This is a genomic window from Pseudomonas neuropathica, assembly GCF_015461835.1.
Classification (GTDB): Bacteria; Pseudomonadota; Gammaproteobacteria; order Pseudomonadales; family Pseudomonadaceae; genus Aquipseudomonas; species Aquipseudomonas neuropathica.
On record NZ_JACOPX010000011.1, the window covers coordinates 19,689 to 44,645 of the forward strand.

General features: G+C 61.3%; 20 protein-coding genes. 16 read left to right on the forward strand and 4 right to left on the reverse strand.

The window, feature by feature from the left end; all coding sequences use genetic code 11:
- Positions 1-4: 4 nt before the first annotated feature.
- The 12 genes from H8F23_RS17215 to madM all read left to right on the forward strand — a co-directional run bounded on the left by H8F23_RS17215 (position 5) and on the right by madM (position 14,782).
- Entirely contained in the window at positions 5-5,902 is a 5,898-nt protein-coding gene (locus H8F23_RS17215) for a hybrid sensor histidine kinase/response regulator (RefSeq protein WP_194935185.1), read from the forward strand.
- Entirely contained in the window at positions 5,895-6,365 is a 471-nt protein-coding gene (locus H8F23_RS17220; RefSeq protein ID WP_137217437.1) for a chemotaxis protein CheW, read from the forward strand. The genes H8F23_RS17215 and H8F23_RS17220 overlap by 8 nt, the downstream gene beginning before the upstream one ends.
- Before the next feature lie 508 nt (positions 6,366-6,873).
- Positions 6,874-7,239 carry a DUF6124 family protein gene (locus tag H8F23_RS17225; protein WP_194935186.1) on the forward strand — a complete coding sequence of 122 codons (366 nt, stop codon included), beginning with the start codon at positions 6,874-6,876 and terminating at the stop codon, positions 7,237-7,239.
- 296 nt (positions 7,240-7,535) lie between these two features.
- Positions 7,536-9,206, forward strand: coding sequence for a malonate decarboxylase subunit alpha (gene mdcA / locus H8F23_RS17230; protein WP_038358792.1), 1,671 nt, complete (start codon positions 7,536-7,538; stop codon positions 9,204-9,206).
- Positions 9,206-10,078, forward strand: coding sequence for a triphosphoribosyl-dephospho-CoA synthase (locus tag H8F23_RS17235; RefSeq protein ID WP_194935187.1), 873 nt, complete (start codon positions 9,206-9,208; stop codon positions 10,076-10,078). The genes mdcA and H8F23_RS17235 overlap by 1 nt, the downstream gene beginning before the upstream one ends.
- Positions 10,078-10,377, forward strand: coding sequence for a malonate decarboxylase subunit delta (locus H8F23_RS17240; RefSeq protein WP_007913697.1), 300 nt, complete (start codon positions 10,078-10,080; stop codon positions 10,375-10,377). The genes H8F23_RS17235 and H8F23_RS17240 overlap by 1 nt, the downstream gene beginning before the upstream one ends.
- On the forward strand, positions 10,370-11,221 hold the full coding sequence (locus H8F23_RS17245) for a biotin-independent malonate decarboxylase subunit beta (protein WP_194935188.1): 852 nt from the start codon (positions 10,370-10,372) through the stop codon (positions 11,219-11,221). Before H8F23_RS17240 ends, H8F23_RS17245 begins: the two co-directional genes overlap by 8 nt.
- A complete protein-coding gene (mdcE, locus tag H8F23_RS17250) occupies positions 11,218-12,003 on the forward strand; it encodes a biotin-independent malonate decarboxylase subunit gamma (RefSeq protein ID WP_194935189.1) in 786 nt (261 codons plus the stop codon). The genes H8F23_RS17245 and mdcE overlap by 4 nt, the downstream gene beginning before the upstream one ends.
- Positions 11,997-12,617: a malonate decarboxylase holo-ACP synthase gene (locus tag H8F23_RS17255; RefSeq protein WP_194935190.1), complete on the forward strand. Its 621-nt coding sequence runs from the start codon at positions 11,997-11,999 to the stop codon at positions 12,615-12,617. Before mdcE ends, H8F23_RS17255 begins: the two co-directional genes overlap by 7 nt.
- Positions 12,614-13,534, forward strand: coding sequence for a malonate decarboxylase subunit epsilon (mdcH, locus tag H8F23_RS17260; protein ID WP_194935191.1), 921 nt, complete (start codon positions 12,614-12,616; stop codon positions 13,532-13,534). The genes H8F23_RS17255 and mdcH overlap by 4 nt, the downstream gene beginning before the upstream one ends.
- A gap of 65 nt (positions 13,535-13,599) precedes the next feature.
- Entirely contained in the window at positions 13,600-14,016 is a 417-nt protein-coding gene (gene madL, locus H8F23_RS17265; protein WP_194935192.1) for a malonate transporter subunit MadL, read from the forward strand.
- A 1-nt stretch (position 14,017) separates the two neighbouring features.
- A complete protein-coding gene (gene madM / locus H8F23_RS17270; RefSeq protein ID WP_007913704.1) occupies positions 14,018-14,782 on the forward strand; it encodes a malonate transporter subunit MadM in 765 nt (254 codons plus the stop codon).
- Positions 14,783-14,992: 210 nt separating this feature from the next.
- Here the strand turns inward: madM and H8F23_RS17275 are convergent, their stop codons facing one another.
- The gene (locus H8F23_RS17275) at positions 14,993-15,913 is read right to left on the reverse strand and encodes a LysR family transcriptional regulator (protein ID WP_194935193.1); all 921 of its coding nucleotides are present in this window, start codon (positions 15,911-15,913) and stop codon (positions 14,993-14,995) included.
- Between the two features lie 188 nt (positions 15,914-16,101).
- Between H8F23_RS17275 and trhA the strand changes: the two genes are divergently transcribed.
- Positions 16,102-16,719, forward strand: coding sequence for a PAQR family membrane homeostasis protein TrhA (gene trhA, locus H8F23_RS17280; RefSeq protein ID WP_007964065.1), 618 nt, complete (start codon positions 16,102-16,104; stop codon positions 16,717-16,719).
- Positions 16,720-16,849: 130 nt separating this feature from the next.
- On the opposite strand, the gene H8F23_RS17285 is transcribed toward trhA, so the two are convergent.
- Both H8F23_RS17285 and H8F23_RS17290 read right to left on the reverse strand, forming a co-directional pair.
- Positions 16,850-17,569 (reverse strand): 16S rRNA (uracil(1498)-N(3))-methyltransferase, encoded by a 720-nt coding sequence (locus H8F23_RS17285; RefSeq protein ID WP_194935194.1) that lies wholly within the window; start codon positions 17,567-17,569, stop codon positions 16,850-16,852.
- 143 nt (positions 17,570-17,712) lie between these two features.
- The gene (locus H8F23_RS17290; protein ID WP_194935195.1) at positions 17,713-19,119 is read right to left on the reverse strand and encodes an adenosylmethionine--8-amino-7-oxononanoate transaminase; all 1,407 of its coding nucleotides are present in this window, start codon (positions 19,117-19,119) and stop codon (positions 17,713-17,715) included.
- Between the two features lie 223 nt (positions 19,120-19,342).
- Between H8F23_RS17290 and H8F23_RS17295 the strand changes: the two genes are divergently transcribed.
- From H8F23_RS17295 to H8F23_RS17305, 3 genes are all read left to right on the forward strand, one after another.
- A complete protein-coding gene (locus H8F23_RS17295; RefSeq protein ID WP_194935196.1) occupies positions 19,343-21,112 on the forward strand; it encodes a flavin monoamine oxidase family protein in 1,770 nt (589 codons plus the stop codon).
- A gap of 338 nt (positions 21,113-21,450) precedes the next feature.
- Positions 21,451-22,002: a cytochrome b gene (locus tag H8F23_RS17300; RefSeq protein WP_077574882.1), complete on the forward strand. Its 552-nt coding sequence runs from the start codon at positions 21,451-21,453 to the stop codon at positions 22,000-22,002.
- Positions 22,003-22,033: 31 nt separating this feature from the next.
- Positions 22,034-22,609: a YceI family protein gene (locus H8F23_RS17305; RefSeq protein ID WP_007913714.1), complete on the forward strand. Its 576-nt coding sequence runs from the start codon at positions 22,034-22,036 to the stop codon at positions 22,607-22,609.
- 240 nt (positions 22,610-22,849) lie between these two features.
- Here H8F23_RS17305 and H8F23_RS17310 read toward each other — a convergent pair whose 3' ends face one another.
- Positions 22,850-24,736, reverse strand: coding sequence for a DEAD/DEAH box helicase (locus H8F23_RS17310; RefSeq protein WP_034153634.1), 1,887 nt, complete (start codon positions 24,734-24,736; stop codon positions 22,850-22,852).
- Positions 24,737-24,957 lie beyond the last annotated feature (221 nt).

A 24,957-nucleotide genomic window follows, 5' to 3' on the forward strand; every position in this document is an offset into this window, starting at 1 on the left:
GGTTATGGGTGATCGGCACGACTACGTGGCCCTCGAATGGGTCAAAGGTGAAATTGCCGAAACGCTGAAACAGGCGCATCAGGCGATTGAAGCCGTGCTCGATGATCCGCAGGCCTTTCCCGGACTGGACGAGTGCCTGGATTACATCCATCAGGTCCACGGCAGTCTGCAGATGGTCGAGTTCTACGGCGCAGCCTTGCTCGCCGAGGAAATGGAGCATCTGGTCGAAGCCCTGCAGCACGAACGCGTCAGCCATCGCGACGAAGCCCTGCACCTGTTGCTGCAAGCCCTTGGGCAATTGCCGATCTACCTCGACCGCGTGCAGAGCGCCCGCCGCGATTTGCCGCTGGTGGTGTTGCCGCTGATCAATGATCTGCGCAGTGCCCGGGGCGAAAGCCTGCTCTCGGAAACCAGCTTGTTCAGCCCGCAACTGCCCGAACTGGCGCCGCTAAACGCAGAAGCGTTGACCCTGCTGGAGCCGGCAGAACTGCCGAACGTACTGCGCAAATTGCGCCAGATGCTGCAAATGGCTTTGGTCGGTTTGCTGCGCGAGCAGGATGACCAGACCCACCTCGGTTATCTGGCCAAAGTATTCACTCGCCTCGAAGCGCTGAGCGGTGATTCGCCGCTGAGTCCGCTGTGGCAAGTCGCCTCGGCGCTGGTCGAGGGCATGCGCGCAGGCGTCATCGCCAACAGCCCGGCGCTGCGCAGCCTGTTCAAGGATGCCGACAAAGAGCTCAAGCGTCTGCTCGAGCAAGGTATGTCCGGCCTCAATCAGCCGCCTCCGGCTGAGCTGCTGAAAAGCCTGTTGTTCTATATTGCCAAAGCCGAACATCCCACCGGGCAGATGCTGACCATGAAAGATCGCTACTCCCTGGACGACGCGTTGCCCGACAGCGCGATGGTCGACGAAGAACGCGCGCGCCTGGCCGGCCCCGATCGCGATGCGATGCGCTCGGTGCTGGCGGCGTTGTGTGAAGAACTGGTGCGGGTCAAGGAGCGCCTCGACCTGTTCGTGCGCAGCGACCGCCAGCACACCTCGGATCTGGAAAACCTGCTCGCACCCCTGCGGCAGATCGCCGACACCCTCGCGGTGCTCGGTTTCGGCCAGCCGCGCAAAGTGATCATCGATCAATTGGCCGTCGTACTCAGCCTCGCCCAGGGCCAGCGCGAACCGAACGACGCGATCCTGATGGACGTTGCCGGCGCGCTGCTCTACGTCGAAGCGACGCTGGCTGGAATGGTCGGCACCGTCGAGCCGGAAAGCCCGGAAGATACGCGCTTGCCGACCACCGACCTGACGCAGATTCATCAGATCGTGATCAAGGAAGCGCGCATCTGCCTGCAACAGGCCAAGGACATGATCGTCGACTACATCGACGCCGATTGGGATCGCCAGCACCTGCAACCGTTGCCGGCGCTGCTGACCCAGGTGCGCGGGGCACTGGCGATGATTCCGTTGAACCGCGCGGCAAGTCTGGTCGAGGCGTGCAACGGCTTTATCCGCGAACATCTGTTGCTTGATCCGCACGAGCCGGGTTGGGAAGAGCTGGATTATCTGGCCGATGTCATCAGCAGCCTCGAGTATTACCTCGAACGTCTGAGCGACGATCCGCAGGCGCCGAGCGAGCAGCTGCTGGATGTCGCGCAGAAGTCCCTTGCGAGTCTGGGGTTCTTTCCAAATGAGCCGCATGTGCCCGTGCTCGACGACGTGCTCAGCCCCAGCGAAGCGCTGGTGATGCAGGACATGCAAGCGCTTGATGACCCGGAAACCGTGCAGTCGCTGGCCGATGTTCTGGCCAGCCCGGTTTCAGCGCTCAACCCGCCAGCGCTGATCACCCCCGGTAGCCTGATGCCGCCGCCGGCCGATGAAGAACCGGTCGACGATGAGCTGCGCGAAGTGTTCCTCGAAGAGACCGACGAGGTCCTCGAAGTCCTCCACGAATACCTGCCGCACTGGATTGCCAATCCGCAGGACCGCGATGCGCTGACCGAACTGCGTCGCGCCTTCCACACGCTCAAGGGCAGCGGGCGCATGGTCCGCGCGCTGATTCTCGGTGAGCTGGCGTGGTCGGTGGAAAACCTGCTCAACCGTGTGCTCGAACAAAGTGTCGAACCGGGCTCGGTGGTGCAGCAAGTGCTGACCGACACCGTGCTGTTGCTGCCCGAGTTGATCAGCGAATTCGCCACTAGTAACCAGCGCCAGCGCGGCGATGTCGATCAGCTCGCGGCCCGTGCTCACGCCTTGGCCAAAGGTGACGAGCCATTGGCCGCCGAAGACGTGGACGATGTCGCGGCGCTCGATCCGCTGTTGCTGGAAATCTTCCGCAAAGAAGCCGAGACCCACCTCGCCAGCCTCAACCGCTTTCTCGATCAGGCCGCCGAGCATGTGCCGCTGCAGGCCAGCGACGAACTGCAGCGCGCCTTGCACACGCTCAAGGGCAGCGCCTCGATGGCTGGCGTATTGCCGATTGCCGAACTCGCTGCGCCGCTCGATCAACTGGCCCGCGAGTTCAAGGCGCACCAGTTGCCGCTGGACCTCGACGAAGTGGAGTTGCTGCTGGAAGCCGAGGGTCTGTTCCGCGTCGGCCTGCGTCAACTCAAGCATGATCCGCTGGCGCCGATCGTCGGTGCGCAGTCGCTGATCAAACGCTCGGAAACCCTGCTCGCCGAGCGTCTGGAATCGATCCTCGATGCGCCGCACACCGGCCTGCGGATCAAGCGTGACCCGCAACTGATCAACAACTTCCTCGCTCAGGGCATGGACATCCTGCTCGACGCCGAAAGCCTGTTGCAGCGCTGGCAACAACACCCCGGCGAGCGTCAGGAACTCAGCGCCTTGCTGGATGAGCTGACCACCCTCGGCGAAGGCGCACATCTGGCGGATCTGCTGCCGGTGGACGTGTTGTGCGAAGCCTTGCTCGACCTGTATGGCGCGGTGGAAGAAAGCAGCCTGGCGGTCAGCGAGCAGTTTTTCCGCGAAGCGCAGAACGCTCACGAAGCGCTGATCAACATGCTCGACGAACTGGCCGCCGGGCAGGAAGTCACGCCACAACCGGCGCGGATCCGGGCGTTGCATGATCTGCTCGATCAGAGCCTCGACCCATCGTCCATGGGCCTGATTCGCAGCGATGGCAGCCGTACCCTGAGCATCCGTGAACTGGGCAGCGCCACCGCCGAGTTGCAGCAAAAGGCAACGGCGCTTGAACACGATGACGAGATCGTCGAGATTTTCCTTGAAGAAGCGGTCGACATTCTCGATAGCTCAGGCCAGGCCTTGCAGCGCTGGTTGAGCGACCCGGACAACGCTGCACCGCTGTCCTCGCTGCAACGCGATCTGCACACCCTCAAGGGGGGCGCGCGGATGGCCGAAGTCGAGGCCATTGGCGATCTGGCTCAGGAGCTGGAAAGCTTTTACGAAGGCTTGGTGGATCGTCGCTACCACTACAGCGAAAGCCTGGGGCGCTTGCTGCTCAAGAGCCATGACCGCTTGGCGCTGTTGCTTGATCAACTGCAAAACCATCAGCCGCTGACCCCGGCACAGGATCTGATCGACACGATCCGTCAGGTACGTCAGGGCCACAGCGTCGCCGAAGCGCCGCCAGCAATAGCCGAGCACGACAGCGCTGGCCACGATCCCGAACTGCTGGAAATCTTCCTCGAAGAAGGTTTCGACATCATCGAAAACTCCGGCGCCGCGCTGCTGCGCTGGCAAGCCGAGCCGGGCAATCGCCAGGAAGTGGAAACCCTGCTGCGCGATCTGCACACCCTCAAGGGTGGCGCGCGGATGGTCGAGATCGGCCCGATCGGCGACCTTGCCCATGAGCTGGAATACCTTTACGAAAGTCTCTCCTCCGGAACATTGCAGCCGTCGACCGAACTGTTTGCGCTGGTGCAGCGCGGCCATGATCGGCTGGCACAAATGCTCGATGGCGTGCGCGCCGGGCAACCGTGTCCACCGGCCGATCGGCTGATCAACGCGATCCAGAATTTCAGTCATCCGGTAACGGTTGAAACGCCGCCAGCGTTGCCGCTGCCCGTCAAGACCGAACCTGCACCGCCGGCTGCCGAGGCTGGCGCGGACATGGTCAAAGTTTCCGCCGAACTGCTCGATGAACTGGTCAATCTGGCCGGGGAAACCTCGATCTTCCGTGGCCGTATCGAACAGCAGGTCAACGACGCGCAGATCGCCCTGAACGAGATGGAAACCACCATCGAACGGATGCGCGATCAGTTGCGCCGTCTCGACACGGAAACCCAGGGACGGATTCTCAGTCGCCAGCAAGTCGATGCCGAACGCCTTGGCTACGAAGAATTCGATCCCCTGGAAATGGACCGCCATTCGCAGTTGCAGCAACTGTCGCGGGCGTTGTTCGAATCGGCTTCCGACTTGCTCGACCTCAAGGAAACCCTCGACCGGCGCAATCACGACGCGGAGAACCTGTTGCAGCAACAGGGGCGGATCAATACCGAATTGCAGGAAGGCCTGATGCGCACGCGCATGGTGCCGTTCGAGCGCATGTTGCCGCGTTTGAAACGCATCGTCCGCCAGGTCGCCGAAGAACTGAACAAAGACGTCGCGTTTGTCGTCGGCAACGCCGAAGGCGAGATGGATCGCAACGTACTCGAACGCATGGCCGCGCCGTTGGAACACATGCTGCGCAACGCCGTCGACCACGGTCTGGAGTCCGCTGAAGTGCGTCTGGCGGCAGGCAAACCGGCGCAGGGCACGGTAAGCCTGGACCTGTCCCGCGAGGGCGGCGACATCGTTTTCGACATTCGCGATGACGGCGCCGGGGTGCCACTGGAAGCGGTGCGGCGCAAGGCGATCAAGCGCGGCATGCTCGCGCCGGAGGCCGAAATCAGCGACCGCGACGTGTTGCAGTTCATCCTCCAGCCGGGGTTTTCCACGGCGGAAAAGATCACCCAGATTTCCGGACGCGGCGTCGGCATGGACGTGGTGCATGAAGAAGTCCGCCAGTTGGGCGGGACCATGAGCATCGACTCGGTGCCGGGGCAGGGCGTGCATTTCCGCATTCGGCTGCCGTTCACCGTGTCGGTCAACCGCGCGTTGATGGTGCAGTGCGGCGAGGATCAATACGCGATTCCGCTGAACACCATCGAAGGCATCGTCCGTGTTCTGCCGAATGATCTGGAAGGGCACTTCCGCCAGGATCCACCGCGCTACCACTACGGCGGCCAGACCTATGAACTGTGCTACCTCGGCGAACTGCTGAAAACCGCGCCACGGCCGAAACTGCTCGGCCAGAACCTGCCGTTGCCGGTGCTGCTGGTGCATTACAACGACCGGCGCATCGCGGTGCAGGTCGATACCATGGCCGGCACCCGCGAGATCGTGGTCAAGAGCCTTGGCGCGCAATTCGCGGCAGTGCAGGGCGTATCCGGCGCGACGATTCTGGGCGATGGTCGGGTGGTGCTGATTCTCGATTTGCTCGCACCGATTCGGGCGATGCAAGCGCGGGTTGCGCAGACACCGACGGTGCCGGAGATCGACAGCGAACCGCACAAGCCGCTGCTGGTGATGGTGGTCGACGACTCGGTCACCGTACGCAAGGTCACCAGCCGCTTGCTCGAACGCCATGGCATGAACGTGCTGACGGCCAAGGACGGTGTCGACGCCATGCTACTGCTCGAAGAACACATGCCCGACCTGATGCTGCTCGACATCGAAATGCCGCGCATGGACGGCTTCGAAGTCGCCACCCAGGTACGCAACGACGAACGCCTGCAACACTTGCCGATCATCATGATCACCTCACGCACCGGGCAGAAACACCGCGACCGTGCCATGGCGATTGGCGTCAACGACTACCTCGGCAAGCCGTATCAAGAGTCGGTGCTGCTCGAAAGCATTGCCCAATGGAGCAAGAAACATGCATGAGCGCCGGCATAATCAGCGCAGCAGCCAACTCACCGGGCTGCTGCTGCCGTTGGCGGATCGCAATTTGATCCTGCCTAACGTCGCTGTCGCTGAGTTGATTGACTATCAGGCCAGTGCCTTCGATCTGGACACGCCGCCGTGGTATCTGGGGCGCGTGAAGTGGCGCGAGCGGCAGATTCCGTTGCTCAGTTTCGAGTCGGCGTGCGGGCAGAAAATCGTCATTGGCGAGCGCGCGCGGATCGTGATTTTGAATGCGCTCGGTGGGTTGCCGGAGTTGAAGTTCATTGCGCTGCTGGTGCAGGGGATTCCGCGGTCGTACAAGCTCGACAGTCAGTTGAGCTATGTCGATGTGCCGTTGTGTGCGCTGGAACAGGCGGCGGTGCAGGTCGGGGAGCAAGTGGCGAAGGTGCCGGATTTGCTTGGGTTGGAGAAGTTGTTGGTGGATGCTGGTCTCGTCCATTGATCCAGAATTTTCATTGGCCTGACTGGCCTCATCGCGAGCAGGCTCACTCCTACATTTGGAATGCATTCCCCTGTAGGAGTGAGCCTGCTCGCGATAGCGCTTGCGGCAGCCACCAAAATCCGACAGACAAATCCTCAATCCCCGCAGCGCAATAAACGCATCCAGGCACAGCTGTTTAAAGACACCCGGTGTTACGGCTCCCTAGCCTACAAATCCTTGCGCCGCTGCCTACGCATGCACCAGAATCCGCCGGCTTGTGCGCCTTGGGCATGCTGCGTAACTTGATTCCGTCACTGATTTCCAGTGATCGGGTTTAGTAGCCCGTCATATTTGGGGCGTATAGCTCATCAAACAGTCAGGTACTCCATACCTGCACTTTATGGTGGTTGTGCGCAGGGCGCCTTCGGGCGCGCCGGTTTCCCAGATCCCCGGTCTACTAACCTGCGCACAGCTGCCTCCACTTCTTTTAGTAGGGAAGCGGTGGCTAGCCCGAATGAGGATCTGGTAAATGTTCAAAGTAACGCCAAACCCGCCGCCCACCGACCCGGCATCCCCCTACGAATCCCCCGACTCAAAGAAATTCCACGAAGCCGCCGAACGCGCCCTCGACCATTACCTCGGCCCGACCAACGCCGACCTGATGGCTACGCCCTACACCCCGAACACGCTGTACATGGCCAACCCCAATGCCGACACCGAATCCTTGCTGGCCGACGCCAGCGAAACCCTCGGTTCGGCTACGGTGATGCTCAACAACCATGCGGCAACGGTGGAAGGTACGCACCGCAAGACTGTGCAAGGTATTGCGCAGGTGGTGATGGTGGCGGAGATGGCAGTCAACCGTGTGTTGGATAGGTTGGTGCCGACGGAGTGATTTAAACGCCGACCCTCACCCCAGCCCTCTCCCGGAGGGAGAGGGGGCCGACCGTGGGATGCTCACAAGTTACGCCGACCTGAAAATACTGCTGTGAATCCATAATCGACTCGGTGGGGCAGGTCGATGTATGGCGCCAGACACCTCGGTCAGTCCCCTCTCCCTCCGGGAGAGGGCTAGGGTGAGGGCACTCTTGATCGTTACCCTGAGCGTAATGATTCACCACCGCGCTTGATTGATGCCCCCACCTCACACGCCTACCTTAGCTCCACGACAGCGAACCCCGTGGAGTGAGCATGACAACAACAATTTCCCCCGACTCGCGCTGGACGCGGCGGCGCGATGAGAAGCAGCGCCGCCTCGACAAGGTGCGCGGGCTGGCCGACGGTGTGGTGTTGCCCACCGACAAGATCGTCGCCGCGCTCGAAGCGCTGATTCATCCCGGCGACCGCGTAGTGCTGGAGGGTAACAACCAGAAGCAGGCGGATTTCCTCTCGCGCTCGCTGGCCAAGGCCGACCCGGAAAAGCTCCACGACCTGCACATGATCATGCCCAGCGTCGGTCGCTCCGAGCACCTCGATCTGTTCGAACGCGGCATCGCCCGCAAGCTGGATTTCTCCTTCGCCGGCACCCAGAGCCTGCGCATCAGCCAGTTGCTTGAAGACGGCCTGCTCGAAGTCGGCGCGATCCACACTTACATCGAACTCTACGCCCGGCTGGTGGTGGACCTGATCCCCAACGTCGTGCTCTCGGCCGGCTTCATGGCTGACCGTGCCGGCAACATCTACACCGGCCCGAGCACCGAAGACACCCCTGCATTGATCGAACCGGCCGCGTTCAGCGACGGCATCGTCATCGTCCAGGTCAACCAATTGGTCGACGACGTCAGCGAACTGCCCCGCGTAGATATTCCTGCGTCATGGGTCGATTTCGTCGTGGTGGCGGACAAGCCGTTCTACATCGAACCGCTGTTCACCCGCGACCCACGCCACATCAAGCCGGTGCACGTGTTGATGGCGATGATGGCGATCCGTGGCATCTACGAAAAACACAACGTGCAGTCGCTCAACCACGGCATCGGTTTCAACACCGCCGCCATCGAATTGATCCTGCCGACCTACGGCGAGTCTCTTGGCTTGAAGGGCAAGATCTGCCGCAACTGGACGCTCAACCCGCACCCGACATTGATCCCGGCAATCGAGAGCGGTTGGGTCGAAAGCGTGCATTGCTTCGGCACCGAGCTGGGCATGGAAAACTACATCGCCGCGCGCCCGGACGTGTTCTTCACCGGCCGCGACGGCTCGCTACGTTCCAACCGGATGTTCTGCCAACTCGCCGGGCAATACGCGGTGGATCTGTTTATCGGCGCGACGTTGCAGGTCGATGGCGACGGCCATTCCTCGACCGTCACCCGTGGCCGTCTCGCCGGTTTCGGTGGTGCGCCGAACATGGGCCACGACCCGCGCGGTCGGCGTCACGGCACCCCGGCGTGGCTGGACATGCGCCACGACGATGCGCAGCAACCGATGCTCGAACGCGGCAAGAAACTCGTGGTGCAAATGGTCGAGACGTTCCAGGAGGGCGGCAAACCGACCTTCGTCGAAACCCTCGACGCGGTCGAAGTGGCGAAAAAAAGCGGCATGCCGCTGGCGCCGATCATGATCTACGGCGACGACGTCACCCACCTGCTCACCGAAGAAGGCATCGCTTACCTGTACAAGGCGCGCTCGCTGGAAGAGCGCCAGGCGATGATCGCCGCGGTCGCCGGCGTCACCGCCATCGGCCTGCGCCACAACCCGAAAGACACCGAACGCATGCGCCGCGAAGGCCTGATCGCCTTGCCCGAAGACCTCGGCATCCGCCGCACTGACGCCACTCGCGAATTGCTCGCGGCGAAAAGTGTGGCCGATCTGGTCGAGTGGTCCGGCGGTTTGTACAACCCGCCCGCGAAATTCAGGAGCTGGTAATGCACGCATTTAACCTGCAAGCGAAACCGCTGTCCCTGGCGGATCGATTGGCCGATCTGGCGGTGGATGCCTTGATCGACGAAGCCGATCTGTCGCCGAAACCGGCGCTGGTCGACCGTCGCGGAAATGGCGCGCACACCGATTTGCACCTGGGCCTGATGCACGCTTCGGCGCTGTCGTTGTGGCCGGCGTTCAAGGAAATGGCGGAAGCGGCGGTTGCAATCAGCGAAGTCGATTCAACGTTACGCGAAGCGATTGGCCGGATCGGTCGAGAAGGCGAGCAAGCGATGCTCACCACCACCAACGGCGTTAACACGCATCGCGGCGCCATTTGGGCGCTGGGATTATTGGTGACGGCCGCTGCACTGGAACCGCAATCCTTCAGCGCCAATGCCGTGACCCTGCGCGCCGCACGTCTGGCCTTGCTGGATGACCACTACGCACCAAAACCTTTGAGCCACGGCGCCCAAGTCGCCCTGCGTTATGGCGCACGTGGCGCTCGTGAAGAAGCGCAGCTCGGCTTCCCTTCGGTGCTGCAACGCGGCCTGCCACAACTCAAGCGCAGCCGCGCCAACGGTCATGGCGAGCAGAACGCTCGGCTCGACGCCTTGCTCGCAATCATGACTGACCTCGCCGACACCTGCGTGCTCTACCGCGCCGGCGAAGAGGGTTTGCAGGCCATGCAACACGGCGCGCAAGCGGTGCTCGACGCCGGTGGCAGCGCCAGCCTCAGCGGTCGTCGGCAGCTGCACGAACTGGATCAACAACTCATCGCATTGAATGCCTCGCCCGGTGGCGCCGCCGACTTGCTCGCCGCCACGCTGCTGCTCGATCGTATCGAGCGCGACGGCATCTCTCAGGGAGCGTTTTGATGGAAACCCTATCGTTTGAATTCCCCGCCGGGCAGCCGCCACGCGGTCGCGCGCTGGTCGGTTGTGTCGGCTCGGGTGATCTGGAAGTGCTGATCGAACCGGGTCTGGCCGGCAAACTGACGATCAATGTGCAGACCTCGGTCAACGGCGCGCAACTGCGTTGGCAACATTTGTTCGCGCGGATGTTCGACGGCACCACGCCACCGGCGATGGCCATCGATATCCACGATTTCGGCGCGACGCCGGGGGTGGTGCGTTTGCGGCTGGAACAAGGTTTCGAGGAGATCGGCCATGACTGACAGCGCAGCGTTGCTCAACAAACACAGCTTCGTCGAACTCGGCGCGCGGCAACGGGCGCAAGCCCTGCTCGATGCCGGCAGCTTTCGCGAATTGCTCGATCCGTTTCAACGGGTGATGTCGCCGTGGCTCGAACGTCAGGGCGTGGTGCCGCAGGCCGATGACGGTGTAGTGATCGCCAAGGGCAGCCTCGACGGGTTGCCGGTGGTGATCGCGGCGATTGAAGGCGCGTTTCAGGGCGGCAGCCTTGGCGAAGTCGGCGGGGCGAAGATTGCTGGCGCGCTGGAACTGGCGGCTGAAGACAACCGCAAAGGCATTCCGACTCGTGCGGTATTGCTGCTGGAAACCGGTGGCGTGCGCTTGCAGGAAGCCAATCTCGGGTTGGCGGCGATTGCTGATATTCATGCGGCGATTGTCGATTTGCAGCAGTACCAACCGGTGGTTGGGGTCGTGGCGGGCAGCGTTGGTTGTTTTGGCGGTATGTCGATTGCGGCGGCGCTGTGCAGCTACCTGCTGGTGACTCAGGAAGCACGCCTCGGTTTGAACGGCCCGCAAGTGATCGAGCAAGAAGCGGGGATCGAAGAATACGACTCCCGCGACCGGCCGTTCATTTGGAGCCTGACCGGTGGCGAGCAGCGTTTCGCCAGTGGTCTGGTGGATCGTTATGTCGCCGATGATGTGGCGAAGATTCGTCAGCAGGTCGGTGAATTACTGCAGCAGGGTTTGCCAGCGAAACCACGCAGCCAGCGCGCCGAATGGTTCCTGCAACGCCTCAGCAGTCTGAACACTGACCCGCAAATCGAACCGTCGGTGGTTCGCGATCTGTATCAAGGAGAGCGCTCATGAGCGGTTATTCGTTGCGCGGTTTGAACTGGTTCAACGCCTTGAGCGCCGGGGCGAAAGCCGTTGAGGGTTTGCCGCCATCGCTGCGGGTTGCCGATGGTGAACTTGGACGTTTTATCGCCGTGGTCGCTGATCCGGACAATCGTTTTCCTCGCGCTCGCAATGGCGAAGTCGGCTTGCTTGAAGGCTGGGGTCTGGCCAAGGCTGTGGATGACGCGATCACGGCTGACCGCGACAAAGCGCAAAAACGCCCGATCATCGCCATCGTCGATGTGCCGAGCCAGGCTTATGGTCGTCGCGAAGAAGCACTCGGCATTCATCAGGCGCTGGCCGGCGCGGCGGACAGTTATGCCCGTGCGCGGTTGGCCGGGCATCCGGTGATTGCATTACTGGTCGGTAAGGCAATGTCCGGGGCGTTTCTCGCTCATGGTTATCAGGCCAACCGTTTGATTGCGCTGCGCGATCCCGGCGTGATGGTGCATGCGATGGGCAAGGCGTCGGCGGCGCGGGTGACGTTGCGCAGTGTCGAAGAACTGGAAGCGCTGGCGGCGAGCGTGCCGCCGATGGCGTATGACATCGACAGTTATGCCAGCCTCGGTTTGCTCTGGGAAAGCCTGTCGGTGCAACAGATTGAGCAGCCGACGGCGGAGGATCTGGCACGGGTGAACGAATGCCTCAAACAAGCCATCAGCGATATCGCCGGTACTGACTTGAGCAATCGTCTCGGCGCGAAGAATCGTGCTGCCTCCAGCAAGGTTCGCGAACTGTTGAGGGCGCAATGGTGAACACGCCTCTGGCCCACGATCTGCTCTGGGGCATGACCCCGGCGCAGTTGCCGGCGGATGCGCCGCTGTGGGCAGTCGAGTCGCTGGCCGCCGGCCAACCGGTGGTGGTGCGGCGGGCGTTGAGTGCAGAAGGTTTTGTCGCGGTCGGCGTGCGCGGTGTGTTGCGCGAGCAGCGGTTGGCGGCGTTTATGGCGTTGGATTCGATAGCCTGTCGGGTCAGTCCGGAGGCGCTGTGTCATGTCGACAGCGAGCGCGATCTGCCGGTCATGCGCGCGCTCAAACAACTGCGGCCGATGCTCGATGACTGCGGTTGGGTCTGGGGTGTCAGCGGCAGTGTCGGGTTTGAACTGGCCAGTGGTTTTACCGCGATGCACATGGCCAGCGATCTCGATCTGATCCTGCGTACACCGCAACTGATCACCCGTAATCAGGCACGCAAACTCGTGGAGCTTTTCGATCAAGCCCCGTGCCGGGTCGACCTGCAATTACAGACGCCATTCGGTGCGGTGGCTTTGCGTGAGTGGGCCAGCGGTTCGGCGCGCGTGCTGCTGAAAAGTGCTCATCAGGCTTGCCTGGTGATTGATCCATGGAACCCGCAGGAGCAAGCAGCGTGAGCAGCCTGTTGGTGTTCCCCGGCCAGGGTGCGCAGCAAGCGGGCATGCTTCAGCGCTTGCCCCGCGAGACCTTGGTCGAGGCCAGCGATGTGCTTGGCGAAGATGTTTTGCTGCTCGATTCTGCTCAAGCATTGCGCACGACAAGGGCGGTTCAGCTGTGCCTGCTGATCGCCGGCGTCGCTGCATCGCGGCAGTTATTGCAGGACGGGCTCATGGCGGATTACGTTGCTGGCTTGTCCATCGGCGCCTACCCGGCAGCTGTGGTCGCCGGGGCGTTGAGCTTCAGCGATGCGTTGCATCTGGTCAGCCTGCGCGGTGAGTTGATGCAGCAAGCTTATCCACAGGGCTACGGCATGACCGCGATCATCGGCCTGCAATTATCCACAGTCGAAACGCTGTTGGCGCAGGTGCACAGCGAGGATTCGCCGGTGTATCTGGCCAACATCAATGCCGATAACCAGGTGGTGATCGCCGGCAGTGACGAGGCCCTGCAAGCGGTGGCTGAACTGGCGCGCAGTCGTGGCGCTGGTCTGGCGAAACGCCTGGCGGTGAGTGTGCCGTCGCACTGCCCGTTGCTGGAGGCACCTGCACAAAACCTCGCCGAGGCCTTCGCCAGAGTTGAACTGAAAACTCCGAAAATCGCTTACCTGAGCGGTAGCCGCGCGCGTCCGGTGATCAAGCCTGACGCCCTGCGCGACGACCTCGCCTTCAACATGTGCCGCGTGGTGGATTGGCGCGGCACCGTGCAAAGCGCCTACGAGCGCGGCGTACGTTTACAGATCGAACTGCCGCCCGGTGCGGTGCTGACCGGGCTGGCGCGCCGGGTGTTCGAACAAGGCACGGTCACTGCCTTTGACAGTGCTCGCCTCGACACCCTGCAAGCGCTGTTGCGAGAGGAGGGTGGCCGCCAACTCTAAAACCGCCGACTCAAGCTTCGAACAACAAAAACAACATTCGACGATGCACTTTGAGGACTACAACAATGATTATTTACGGTGTGGCGCTGCTCGCGATCTGTACGCTGGCAGGGGTGATCATGGGTGACATGCTCGGCGTGTTGTTGGGCGTCAAATCCAATGTCGGCGGGGTCGGCATCGCCATGATCCTGTTGATCTGCGCGCGGTTGTGGATGCAGAAGCGCGGCGGCATGACCAAGGAATGCGAGATGGGCGTCGGCTTCTGGGGCGCGATGTACATTCCAGTGGTGGTGGCGATGGCTGCGCAACAGAACGTCGTCACCGCGCTGCATGGCGGGCAGGTGGCGGTACTGGCGGCGATCGGTTCGGTGGTGGTTTGTGGCTGCACGATTGCCTTGATCAGCCGCACCCATAAGGGCGAACCATTGCCTGACGAGCCGGCGGAAATCTCCCCGGTCGGCACGCCAGTAGGAGGTCGCTGATATGTGGGATCTCATCGAGAAAGGTCTGGAACATAACGGGCTGGTCACTGCATTCGCTTTTGTCGGCGTGATCATGTGGGTGTCGGTGGTTCTGTCCAAACGCCTGACGTTCGGACGCATTCACGGCTCGGCGATTGCCATCGTTATCGGCCTGGTATTGGCGTGGGTCGGCGGCACCATGACTGGCGGCCAGAAAGGCCTGGCGGATCTGACGTTGTTCTCCGGCATCGGTCTGATGGGCGGGGCGATGCTGCGTGATTTTGCGATTGTTGCCACAGCGTTTGAAGTGCAGGCGACCGAGGCGAAGAAGGCCGGGTTGATTGGTGTCATTGCCTTGCTGCTGGGCACGATCCTGCCGTTCATTGTCGGCGCGTGCATGGCTTGGGCGTTCGGTTATCGCGATGCGGTGAGCATGACCACTATTGGCGCGGGCGCGGTGACTTATATCGTCGGGCCGGTGACCGGTGCGGCGATTGGTGCGACGTCGGATGTGATGGCGCTGTCGATTGCCACCGGGTTGATCAAGGCGATTCTGGTGATGGTCGGCACGCCGGTGGCGGCGCGCTGGATGGGCCTGGATAACCCGCGTTCGGCGATGGTGTTTGGCGGTTTGGCCGGGACTGTCAGCGGCGTTACAGCTGGGTTGGCGGCGACGGATCGGCGGTTGGTGCCTTATGGGGCGTTGACGGCTACGTTCCACACCGGGCTTGGGTGCTTGCTGGGGCCATCGCTGTTGTTCTTCATTGTCCGCGGGATTGTGGGCTGAAGATCAAAAGCCCCTCACCCTAGCCCTCCCGAAACGTCGGACCGCCCGTAGGGAGAGGGAACTGACCGCGTTGGATGTTGGAGGTACGCCGACCTGAAATTTCCGAGTCGAACTCAGGTCTTGAAATCTCCCCGATCTGCTCCCTTTCCCCCTCGCCCCCTTGGGGGAGAGGGCTGGGGTGAGGGGGTAGCTCTTGATCTTGATCTTGATCTAAACCCCAGCCTGGCGATTGGCATACATCCGACACTCCGCCAGCAACGCCAGCAAATTCGGATCCCTCTCCTTGGCCTTCAAAAACACCACGCCAATGTGCTGCTGCAACCGGTACTTCTCCTGCAGCGGAATCAGCTTCACCCGGTTCTCATACACCGCCGCAATCCTTCCCGGCAGCAATGCATAACCCACCCCCGAGCTGACCATGCTCAGCAGCGTGAAGATGTCATTCACCTGCATCGCCACTTTCGGCTCGAACCCCGCCTGCTTGAATACCCGGTTACCGTCCTGATGCGTAGCAAAGCCCTGAGTCAGGGTGATGAAAGTCTCATCGCGCACTTCAGCCAGATCCACTTCACTGCGTTGCGCGAACTTTGAATCCGCCGGCGTGGCGAGGAAGATGTCGTCGGAAAACAGCGCAATCTGCTCGCAATCCGGGTCGTTGATGCTGTCGTCCAGCGACACCAGAATCGCGTCGACTTCCATGTTCTTCAGCTTGTAGAGCAGGTCGATGTTCGAGCCGAGGATCAGGTCGATGTTGAGTTCACTGCGGCGAATCTTCAGACCCATGATCAGTTGCGGTACGGTTTTCACCGTCAGCGAATACAGCGAACCGAGTTTGAAACGTTCAGCGGAGAACCCGGCGGCTTCGCGGGTCAGGCGCACGCTTTCGACCACGTCCTGAATCAGCTTCTGCGCTCGCTCTTCGAGCACGTAAGCACTTTCCAGCGGCGTCAGGTTGCGGCCTTCGTGTTTGAACAGCGGGCAGCGCAGGGCGCTTTCCAGCGAGTGAATCGCGCGGTGCACGCTGACGTTGCTGGTCTGCAGCTCGGCAGCAGCACGGGCGAGGTTGCCGGTGCGCATGAAAGCGAGGAACACCTCGAGTTTTTTCAGGGTCAATTCTTCGTCGATCAGCATGGCGCGGACTCTTTTTGGAATGCGTCGATTGTGCCTTGAACATCAAAAGATCGCAGCCTTCGGCAGCTCCTACATTGGAATGCGTTCGAAGGTAGGAGCTGCCGAAGGCTGCGATCTTTTGATTGCGCTTTTACGCTCAAGGCCCGAGCCTTGCGCGCTGCGGTAACGAATATTGAGGTGAGCGATACATGTATCACGGAGAAAAACTCAACGCCTGGACGCATTTGGTCGGGGCAGTGGCAGCGTTTATCGGCGGCGTCTGGATGCTGGTGATCGCCAGCCTCGACGGCAGCCCGTGGAAGATTGTCAGTGTGGCGATCTACGCGTTTACCTTACTGGTGCTCTACAGCGCCTCGACCGTGTACCACAGCGTGCGCGGGCGCAAGAAAGCGATCATGAAGAAGGTCGATCATTTTTCGATCTATTTGCTGATTGCCGGTAGCTACACGCCATTCTGTCTGGTCACCCTGCGTGGGCCGTGGGGCTGGACGTTGTTCGGAATTGTCTGGGGGCTGGCGCTGATCGGCATTCTGCAAGAGATCAAACCGCGTTCGGAGGCGCGGATCCTGTCGATCGTGATTTACGCGGTGATGGGCTGGATTGTGTTGGTGGCGGTGAAGCCTTTGATCGCGGCGCTGGGTACCGCCGGGTTTGCCTGGCTGGCATCGGGCGGGGTTTTGTACACGGTGGGGATTATCTTTTTTGCCCTGGATCACCGACTGCGGCATGCGCATGGGATCTGGCATCTGTTCGTGATTGCCGGGAGTTTGCTGCACTTTGTCGCGATTCTGTTTTATGTCCTCTAGAGACGCCACCATCCCCCTGTAGGAGTGAGCCTGCTCGCGATGGCGTCCGGTCAGTCAACAGTGTTTTTGACTGATAGACCGCTATCGCGAGCAGGCTCACTCCTACAGGGAACGTATTCCAATTGTGGATTTAGAAGTCACCCCAAAGCTGTTGGGCCACCGCCAGTGCAACCACTGGCGCCGTCTCGGTGCGCAACACACGCGGGCCGAGGCGGGCCGCGTGGAAACCGTTGCCCTTGGCCTGCTCGACTTCGGCATCCGTCAAACCGCCTTCAGGCCCGATCAGAAACGCCAGTGTCGAAGGTTTTGCATGGCTCACCAACGGCTCCGCCACCGGGTGCAGCACCAGTTTCAGCTCGGCTTCGGTCTGCTTGATCCAGTCCGCCAACAACACTGGCGGATGAATCACCGGCACCCGTGAACGACCACATTGTTCACACGCACTGATCGCCACCTGACGCCAATGCAGCAGGCGTTTGTCGGCGCGTTCGTCCTTGAGGCGGACTTCGCAGCGGTCGCTGAAGATCGGCGTGATTTCATTTACGCCCAGTTCGGTGGCTTTTTGAATCGCCCAATCCATGCGCTCGCCTCGGGACAAGCCCTGGCCGAGGTGGATGTGCAGCGGCGATTCGACCTGACCGGCGAATTGCTCGTCGATTTGTACGGTCACGCGTTTCTTGCCGACTTCCAGCAGGGCGCCGCGAAACTCATGGCCGGAACCGTCGAACAACTGCACCGCATCGCCCTCGGCCATGCGCAGTACGCGGCTGATGTAATGCGCCTGGGCCTCCGGCAGTTCGTGTTCGCCGGTGCTCAGCGGGGCGTCGATAAAGAAGCGGGACAGTCTCATTTCGGGTCTCTGGAAAGATGTGAATCAGTTAAAACGGTGTCGACTTCATTCGCGAGCAAGCTCGCTCCCACATTTGGAATGCATTCCCCTGTGGGAGCGAGCTTGCTCGCGAAAGCGGCAGTTCAGGCGCCACAAATTTTGAATCAACCCGGATCGCGGAAGCCGGGGTGGAAGTCTTTCGGCACGGCCACGCTGACGCTGTCACGCGTAGCAATGTCGATGCCTTCGCTAGCCACTTCAGCGAGGAAGTCGATCTGCTCCGGGGTGATCACGTACGGCGGCAGGAAATACACCACGCTGCCCAGCGGGCGCAGCAACGCGCCACGTTCCAGGGCATGCTGGAACACTTTCAAACCGCGACGTTCCTGCCAAGGGTAGGCCTCTTTCGTGGCTTTATCCTTGACCATCTCGATGGCCAGGACCATGCCGGTCTGGCGCACTTCGGAGACGTTCGGGTGATCGACCAGATGCGCCGTCGCCGACGCCATGCGCTGAGCCAGCGCCTTGTTGTTCTCGATGACGTTGTCCTGCTCGAAGATATCCAGCGTCGCCAGTGCCGCCGCGCACGCCAGCGGGTTGCCGGTGTAGCTGTGCGAATGGAGGAAGGCGCGCAGGGTTGGATAGTCGTCGTAGAACGCGCTGTAGACCTCATCGGTGGTCAGGCACGCCGCCAGCGGCAGATAGCCGCCGGTCAGCGCCTTCGACAAGCAGAGAAAGTCCGGGCGAATACCGGCCTGTTCGCAGGCAAACATCGTCCCGGTGCGACCGAAACCAACGGCAATCTCGTCGAGAATCAGGTGCACGCCGTAGCGGTCGCAGGCTTCGCGTAGCAATTTCAGATACACCGGGTGATACATGCGCATGCCGCCGGCACCCTGAATCAACGGCTCGACGATCACTGCCGCGACGCTGTCATGATTTTCTGCCAAGGTCTGTTCCATGGCGGTGAACATGTTGCGCGAGTGTTCTTCCCAGCTCATGCCGTCGGGGCGCCCGTAGCAATCCGGGCTCGGCACCTTGATGGTGTCCATCAACAGCGCTTTGTAGGTTTCGGTGAACAGCGGCACGTCACCGACCGCCATCGCTGCCATGGTTTCACCGTGGTAGCTGTTGGTCAGGGTGACGAAGCGCTTCTTGTTCGGTTGGCCGCGATTGAGCCAGTAATGAAAGCTCATCTTCAGCGCGACTTCGATGCAGGACGAACCGTTATCGGCGTAGAACACCCGGTTCAGGCCTTCGGGGGTCATCTTCACCAGGCGCTCGGACAGCTCAATCACCGGTTGATGGCTGAAACCGGCCAGAATCACGTGTTCCAACTGATCGACCTGATCCTTGATGCGCTGATTGATGCGCGGGTTGGCGTGGCCGAACACGTTGACCCACCAGGAGCTGACGGCGTCGAGGTAGCGCTTGCCTTCGAAGTCTTCGAGCCAGACGCCTTCACCGCGCTTGATCGGGATCAGCGGCAGCTGTTCGTGGTCTTTCATCTGGGTGCAGGGATGCCACAACACCGCGAGGTCGCGTTGCATCCACTGGTTATTCAGGCCCATTTACAGTCTCCTCGAGGCGGCTCGCGTCAGGCGCGGGCAAACAATCGCGCAAGCCTATGCAATGCGTCGCGCGGGGACAACCCATTGTGTCGATTGAGCTACTTTGTATGAGCCGATAGACGTCGCTGGCGGCGTTCTGATGGCTAACGTATTCTTCGCGGTTCTTTGGGTCGTCTGACCCGCAAAACTGCTTTTTCCTACGTGTATTTCCGGAGTTCGCTGAATGTCTGTCGGTTGGCTGCGCGCCTGTGCGCTGGTGATGTTGGGGCTGTTCAGCGTTACAGCGCTGGCCAAGGATAAAACTGCAATCGTGATCGGCGGCGGCCTGTCGGGCCTGACCGCCGCTTATGAGCTGCAAAACAAAGGCTGGCAGGTCACCCTGCTGGAAGCCAAACCGAGCCTGGGTGGTCGCTCGGGTATGGCCACCAGCGAGTGGATCGGCAACGACAAGACCCAGCCAGTGCTGAACAAGTACGTGTCGACCTTCAAGCTCGGCACCACGCCAGCGCCAGAGTTCGTGCGGACCCCGGGCTACCTGATCGACGGCGAGTATTTCTCTGCCGCCGACCTGGCGACCAAGCAACCGGCCACCGCCGATGCCTTGAAGCGCTATCAGAAAACCCTCGATGATCTGGCGCGTTCGATCGACGATCCGCAAAACCCGGCGGCGACCAGCACCCTGCACGCGCTGGACCAGATCACCGTATCGAGCTGGCTCGACAAGCAGAACCTGCCGGCCACTGCGCGTCAGTTGGTCAACCAGGATATCCGCACCCACTACGACGAGCCTTCGCGTCTGTCGCTGCTGTATTTCGCTCAGCAGAACCGCGTGTATCGCGGCATCTCCGACCGTGACCTGCGCGCTTCGCGTCTGGTCGGCGGCAGCCAAGTGCTGGCGCAGGCGTTCGTCAAACAGATCAAAACCATCAAGACCAACTCGCCGGTGTCCGCGATCACTCAGGACAAGGACGGCGTGACCGTCAAGGTCGGCAGTGTTGGCTACCAGGCCGACTACGTTGTGCTGGCTGTGCCGCTGCGTGCACTGAACAAGATTGCCCTGACGCCGGCGCTGGACGCTCAGCATCTGGCTGCGATCAAGGGCACCAACTACGGCTGGCGCGACCAGATCATGCTGAAGTTCAAGACGCCGGTGTGGGAAAGCAAGGCGCGCATGTCCGGCGAGATCTACAGCAACACCGGCCTCGGCATGCTCTGGATCGAACCTGCCCTGAAGGGCGGCGCCAACGTGGTGATCAACCTGTCCGGCGACAACGCTCGTGTGATGCAGGCGTTTGGCGACAAGCAAATGGTCGATCAGGTGCTGATTCGTCTGCACGCGTTTTATCCACAGGCCCGTGGCTCGTTCACCGGTTATGAAATCCGTCGCTACAGCACCGACCCGTCGATGGGCGGCGCCTACCTGGCCTTCGGTCCGGGCCAGATCAGCAAGTTCTGGCGCCTGTGGGAACGTCCGCTGCAACGCGTGACGTTCGCCGGCGAACACACCGACACCTTGTACCCGGGCACCCTGGAAGGCGCACTGCGCACTGGTCAGCGTGCGGCCAGCCAGGTTGAAGATCTGGCGGCAGGCAAATCGTTCGAACCAGCCAAAGTGGTTCCGGCTGCAGCAGCGGCAGGCGCGGCGGGTGCCGTGGCGGCGAAGAAGGGCAACTTCTTCACTAATCTGTTCGGCGGTTCGGATGACGAGAAGAAGCCTGAGCCAGTGAAGGCGCCAGAGCCGGCTCCTGCACCAGTCGCTCCAGCGCCTGCGCCGACCCCGGCACCTGCGCCAGCGCCGGTGGAAGCACCGAAACCAGCGACCCCGGTGAAAGCTGAACCGGCGAAGAAAGCAGCGGCCAAGCCAGCGGCGAAGAAGCCTGCAGCTAAAACCGAGGCGAAGAAGGCCCCGGCCAAACCGGCAGCGAAAAAGGCCGAACCGGCGAAGAAGCCAGCGGCCAAGCCTGCTGCAACGACCGAGACCAAGGGGCAGTAAGGCCTTGCGGTGAATGAAGAAGCGCGGCGTTCATGCCGCGCTTTTTTTTGCCTGTAAGACCGCTATCGCGAGCAGGCTCACTCCTACAGGGGGCCGAATTTCTCCAATTGGAATACGGTTATTGTAGGAGTGAGCCTGCTCGCGATAGGGCCCGCTCAGACAACGCAAATCCATAGCCTGGCAACAACATCCCGCCATACTTTTCCCTTTAATCTTTCCTTAACAAGCCACTTCCAGACTCTTGATCGTATTTCTCGATATTTCAAAGCAAAATTTTCCGCTTTAATTCGATAGATAACTCGCTAGTCTTGGTTCGCAGTTCTCACAGGATTTGGGCAATGCAGCTACGTAACTCTTCTTCGCGCTATGGTTGGGTCAGCATCTTCATGCACTGGGGTGTGGCGCTGGTGGTCTTCGGACTGTTCGCGCTGGGCCTGTGGATGGTCGGGCTGGATTACTACAGCAGCTGGCGCAAAGAGGCGCCGGATCTGCACAAAAGCATCGGACTGGTGCTGCTGGGTGTGATGGTGTTGCGGGTGTTGTGGCGCTTTATCAGCCCACCGCCGCCGACGCTGCAAAGCTACAGCCGGATGACCCGCATCGGCGCCAAGTTCGGCCATGGGTTTCTGTATCTGGCGCTGTTCGCTGTGATGCTCGCCGGTTACCTGATTTCCACCGCAGACGGTGTCGGGATCCCGGTGTTTGGCCTGTTTGAAGTTCCTGCACTGGTTTCCGGGCTACCGGATCAGGCAGATACCGCTGGGGTGATTCATCTCTGGCTCGCGTGGGCACTGGTAATTTTTTCCGGCCTCCATGCGTTGGCAGCATTGAAGCACCACTTTATCGATCGTGATGCGACCCTGACGCGAATGCTCGGTCGCAAAGCCTGAAATTCAACCTCGACTCAAAGGAAAAGAAAGCATGTTGAAAAAGACTCTGGCCGCTCTGGCAATCGGTTCTGCACTGCTCTCGGCCCAGGCCATGGCAGCGGACTACAAAATCGACAAGGAAGGTCAGCACGCCTTCGTTGACTGGAAAATCAGCCACCTGGGTTACAGCTTCATTCACGGTACTTTCAAAGATTTCGACGGTACGTTCTCGTGGGATTCGGCCAAGCCTGAAGCCAGCAAGATCTCGGTTGATGTGAAAACCGCCAGCCTGTGGTCGAACCACGCCGAACGTGACAAGCACATCGCCAGCAAAGACTTCCTCGACGTGGGCAAGTTTGCTGATGCCAAGTTCGTCTCCACCGCCGTTAAATCGACCGGTGAAAAGACTGCTGATGTGACTGGCGACCTGACCCTGCACGGTGTGACCAAGCCTGTGACCTTCAAGGCTACGTTCAACGGCGAAGGCAAGGATCCATGGGGCGGCGAACGCGCTGGCTTCAACGCCAAGACCACCCTGAACCTGAACGATTTCGGGATCAAGGGCCCAGGTCCTACCTCGCAAACTGCGGATCTGGATATCTCGCTGGAAGGCGTGAAAGTTAAATAACTTTCGTCCGCCACACAAAAACGCCCCCGGTCAAAAGATCGGGGGCGTTTTTTATTGTCCGCCAAAACACAATTCCCCCTGTAGGAGCTGCCGAAGGCTGCGATCTTTTGATCCTGGCTTTTTGCAGATCAAGATCAAAAGATCGCAGCCTTCGGCAGCTCCTACAGGAAGCGGGTTTGGGTCGTCCAAAAAAATGCCCCGGCTCTTGCGAGGCGGGGCATCCTTTATGGCGGCGTTAACTCAGCGATTGCGGGTCAGCAAGGCTGGTTTTTCGCCACGCGGGCGGCTTGGCAGTTGATCGAGTTGCTCAGGCGTCGGGAAGCGGTCGGCTTTCGATTCCTTGTGCATGATCTTCGGGCCGTTGCTGCGCGGGTTCTGCACGGCTGGCTCGCTACGAGGCTGATCGTCACGGGCCGGACGACGGTTGCGCGAGGACGAGGCGGAGTCGTCGCGACGACCCGACTGACCATCACGCGGTGCGCCGTTGCGCGGGCCGCCGCTGCGTTTGGCTGGCGGGGTGCCGGTGCTCGAGCCGTTGCTGTTGCGCGGACCGTTTTGACGACCCTGCGACTGACCGCCGCGTGGTGCGCCCGAACCTGCGCCAGCACCTTGAGCCGGTGCGCCTGGACGACGGCCGCGACCGCCGGCAGGGGCAGGCTTGGGCACGTAGTCAACGCGGTTACCGAAGTTATCCACATCGTCGTCGAGGAACTCGTCCGGTGCGCGATCAGCCGCCGCACGTGGCGGTTGGCTCGGACGCTGTTCGCGGGCTGGGGTGCCTTCGCGCGGCTTCTGTTGACGAGCAGGGCGCTCGCCACGTTCGCCGGCCGGTTTTTCCTTGCCCTTGTCTTTGCCTTTGTCTTTACGACCGCCGCCACCGCCGCCGCCATTCGGGCCGTCGCCGCGTGGGCCACGTGGATTGCGCGGGTTACGCACGTCCGGACGCTCACGCACTTCCGGCTTCTCGGCTTCAATGGTGCTCGAATCGAAGCCCATCAGGTCGCCGTCGGCGATTTTCTGCTTGGTCATGCGTTCGATGCTTTTCAGCAGCTTTTCTTCGTCCGGGGCAACCAGCGAGATCGCCTCGCCCGAACGACCGGCACGGCCAGTACGGCCGATACGGTGGACGTAATCTTCATCGACGTTCGGCAGTTCGAAGTTGACCACGTGTGGCAACTGATCGATGTCCAGGCCGCGTGCGGCGATGTCGGTCGCAACCAGAATGCGCACCTGGTTCGCCTTGAAGTCGGCCAGCGCTTTGGTGCGCGCGTTCTGGCTCTTGTTACCGTGGATCGCTACAGCCGGCAGGCCGTGCTTGTCCAGATACTCGGCCAGACGGTTGGCGCCGTGCTTGGTGCGGGTGAACACCAGCACCTGTTCCCACGCGCCGGCGGTGATCAGGTGGGCCAGCAGCGCACGCTTGTGGCTGGCCGGCAGACGGAACACGCGTTGTTCGATGCGCTCGACCGTGGTGTTCGGCGGCGTCACTTCGATGCGTTCCGGGTTGTGCAGCAGCTTGCCGGCGAGGTCGGTGATGTCTTTGGAGAAGGTCGCCGAGAACAGCAGGTTCTGACGCTTGGACGGCAGGCGCGCGAGGACTTTCTTCACGTCGTGCACGAAACCCATGTCGAGCATGCGGTCGGCTTCGTCGAGGACGAGGATTTCCACGTGGGACAGGTCAACGCTGCCCTGGCCGCACAGATCGAGCAAACGACCCGGGCAGGCGACGAGCACGTCGACGCCACGGGACATGGCCTGAACCTGCGGGTTCATGCCGACGCCGCCGAAGATGCAGGCGCTGACGAATTTCAGGTCACGGGCGTAGATCTTGAAGCTCTCGTGAACCTGGGCCGCGAGTTCGCGGGTCGGGGTCAGGACCAGTACGCGCGGTTGGCGCGGGCCATGACGCTGGGATTTGTCCGGGTGACCGTTGGGGAACAACCGCTCCAGGATCGGAAGGGCGAAACCGCCGGTTTTACCGGTACCTGTCTGTGCCGCAACCATCAGGTCGCGACCTTGCAACACGGCGGGAATGGCCCGCTGTTGCACCGGAGTAGGCTCGGTATAGCCCGCATCTTCGATGGCGCGGACTAAAGCCTCGGAGAGACCGAGGGAAGCAAAGGACATGAGTAATCCTGTTTTAGTTAGGGCTTGGCCCAATGGGAGTCTTGCCTGGCGCGAATGGCGTTTAAGAGGACGCAATCCCGTCCGGTCCTGCTGCGGTTCCGAAGGCACGTCTGGAGCGCTCGCGCGGGCTGCAAAGCTGCGCTGTAGCGGGTCGAGAGGCCTGTTACGGTTCCGGGCGTCCGGGCGTGAGCCTGGCGGGAACGCCGGAGTATAACAGAGCA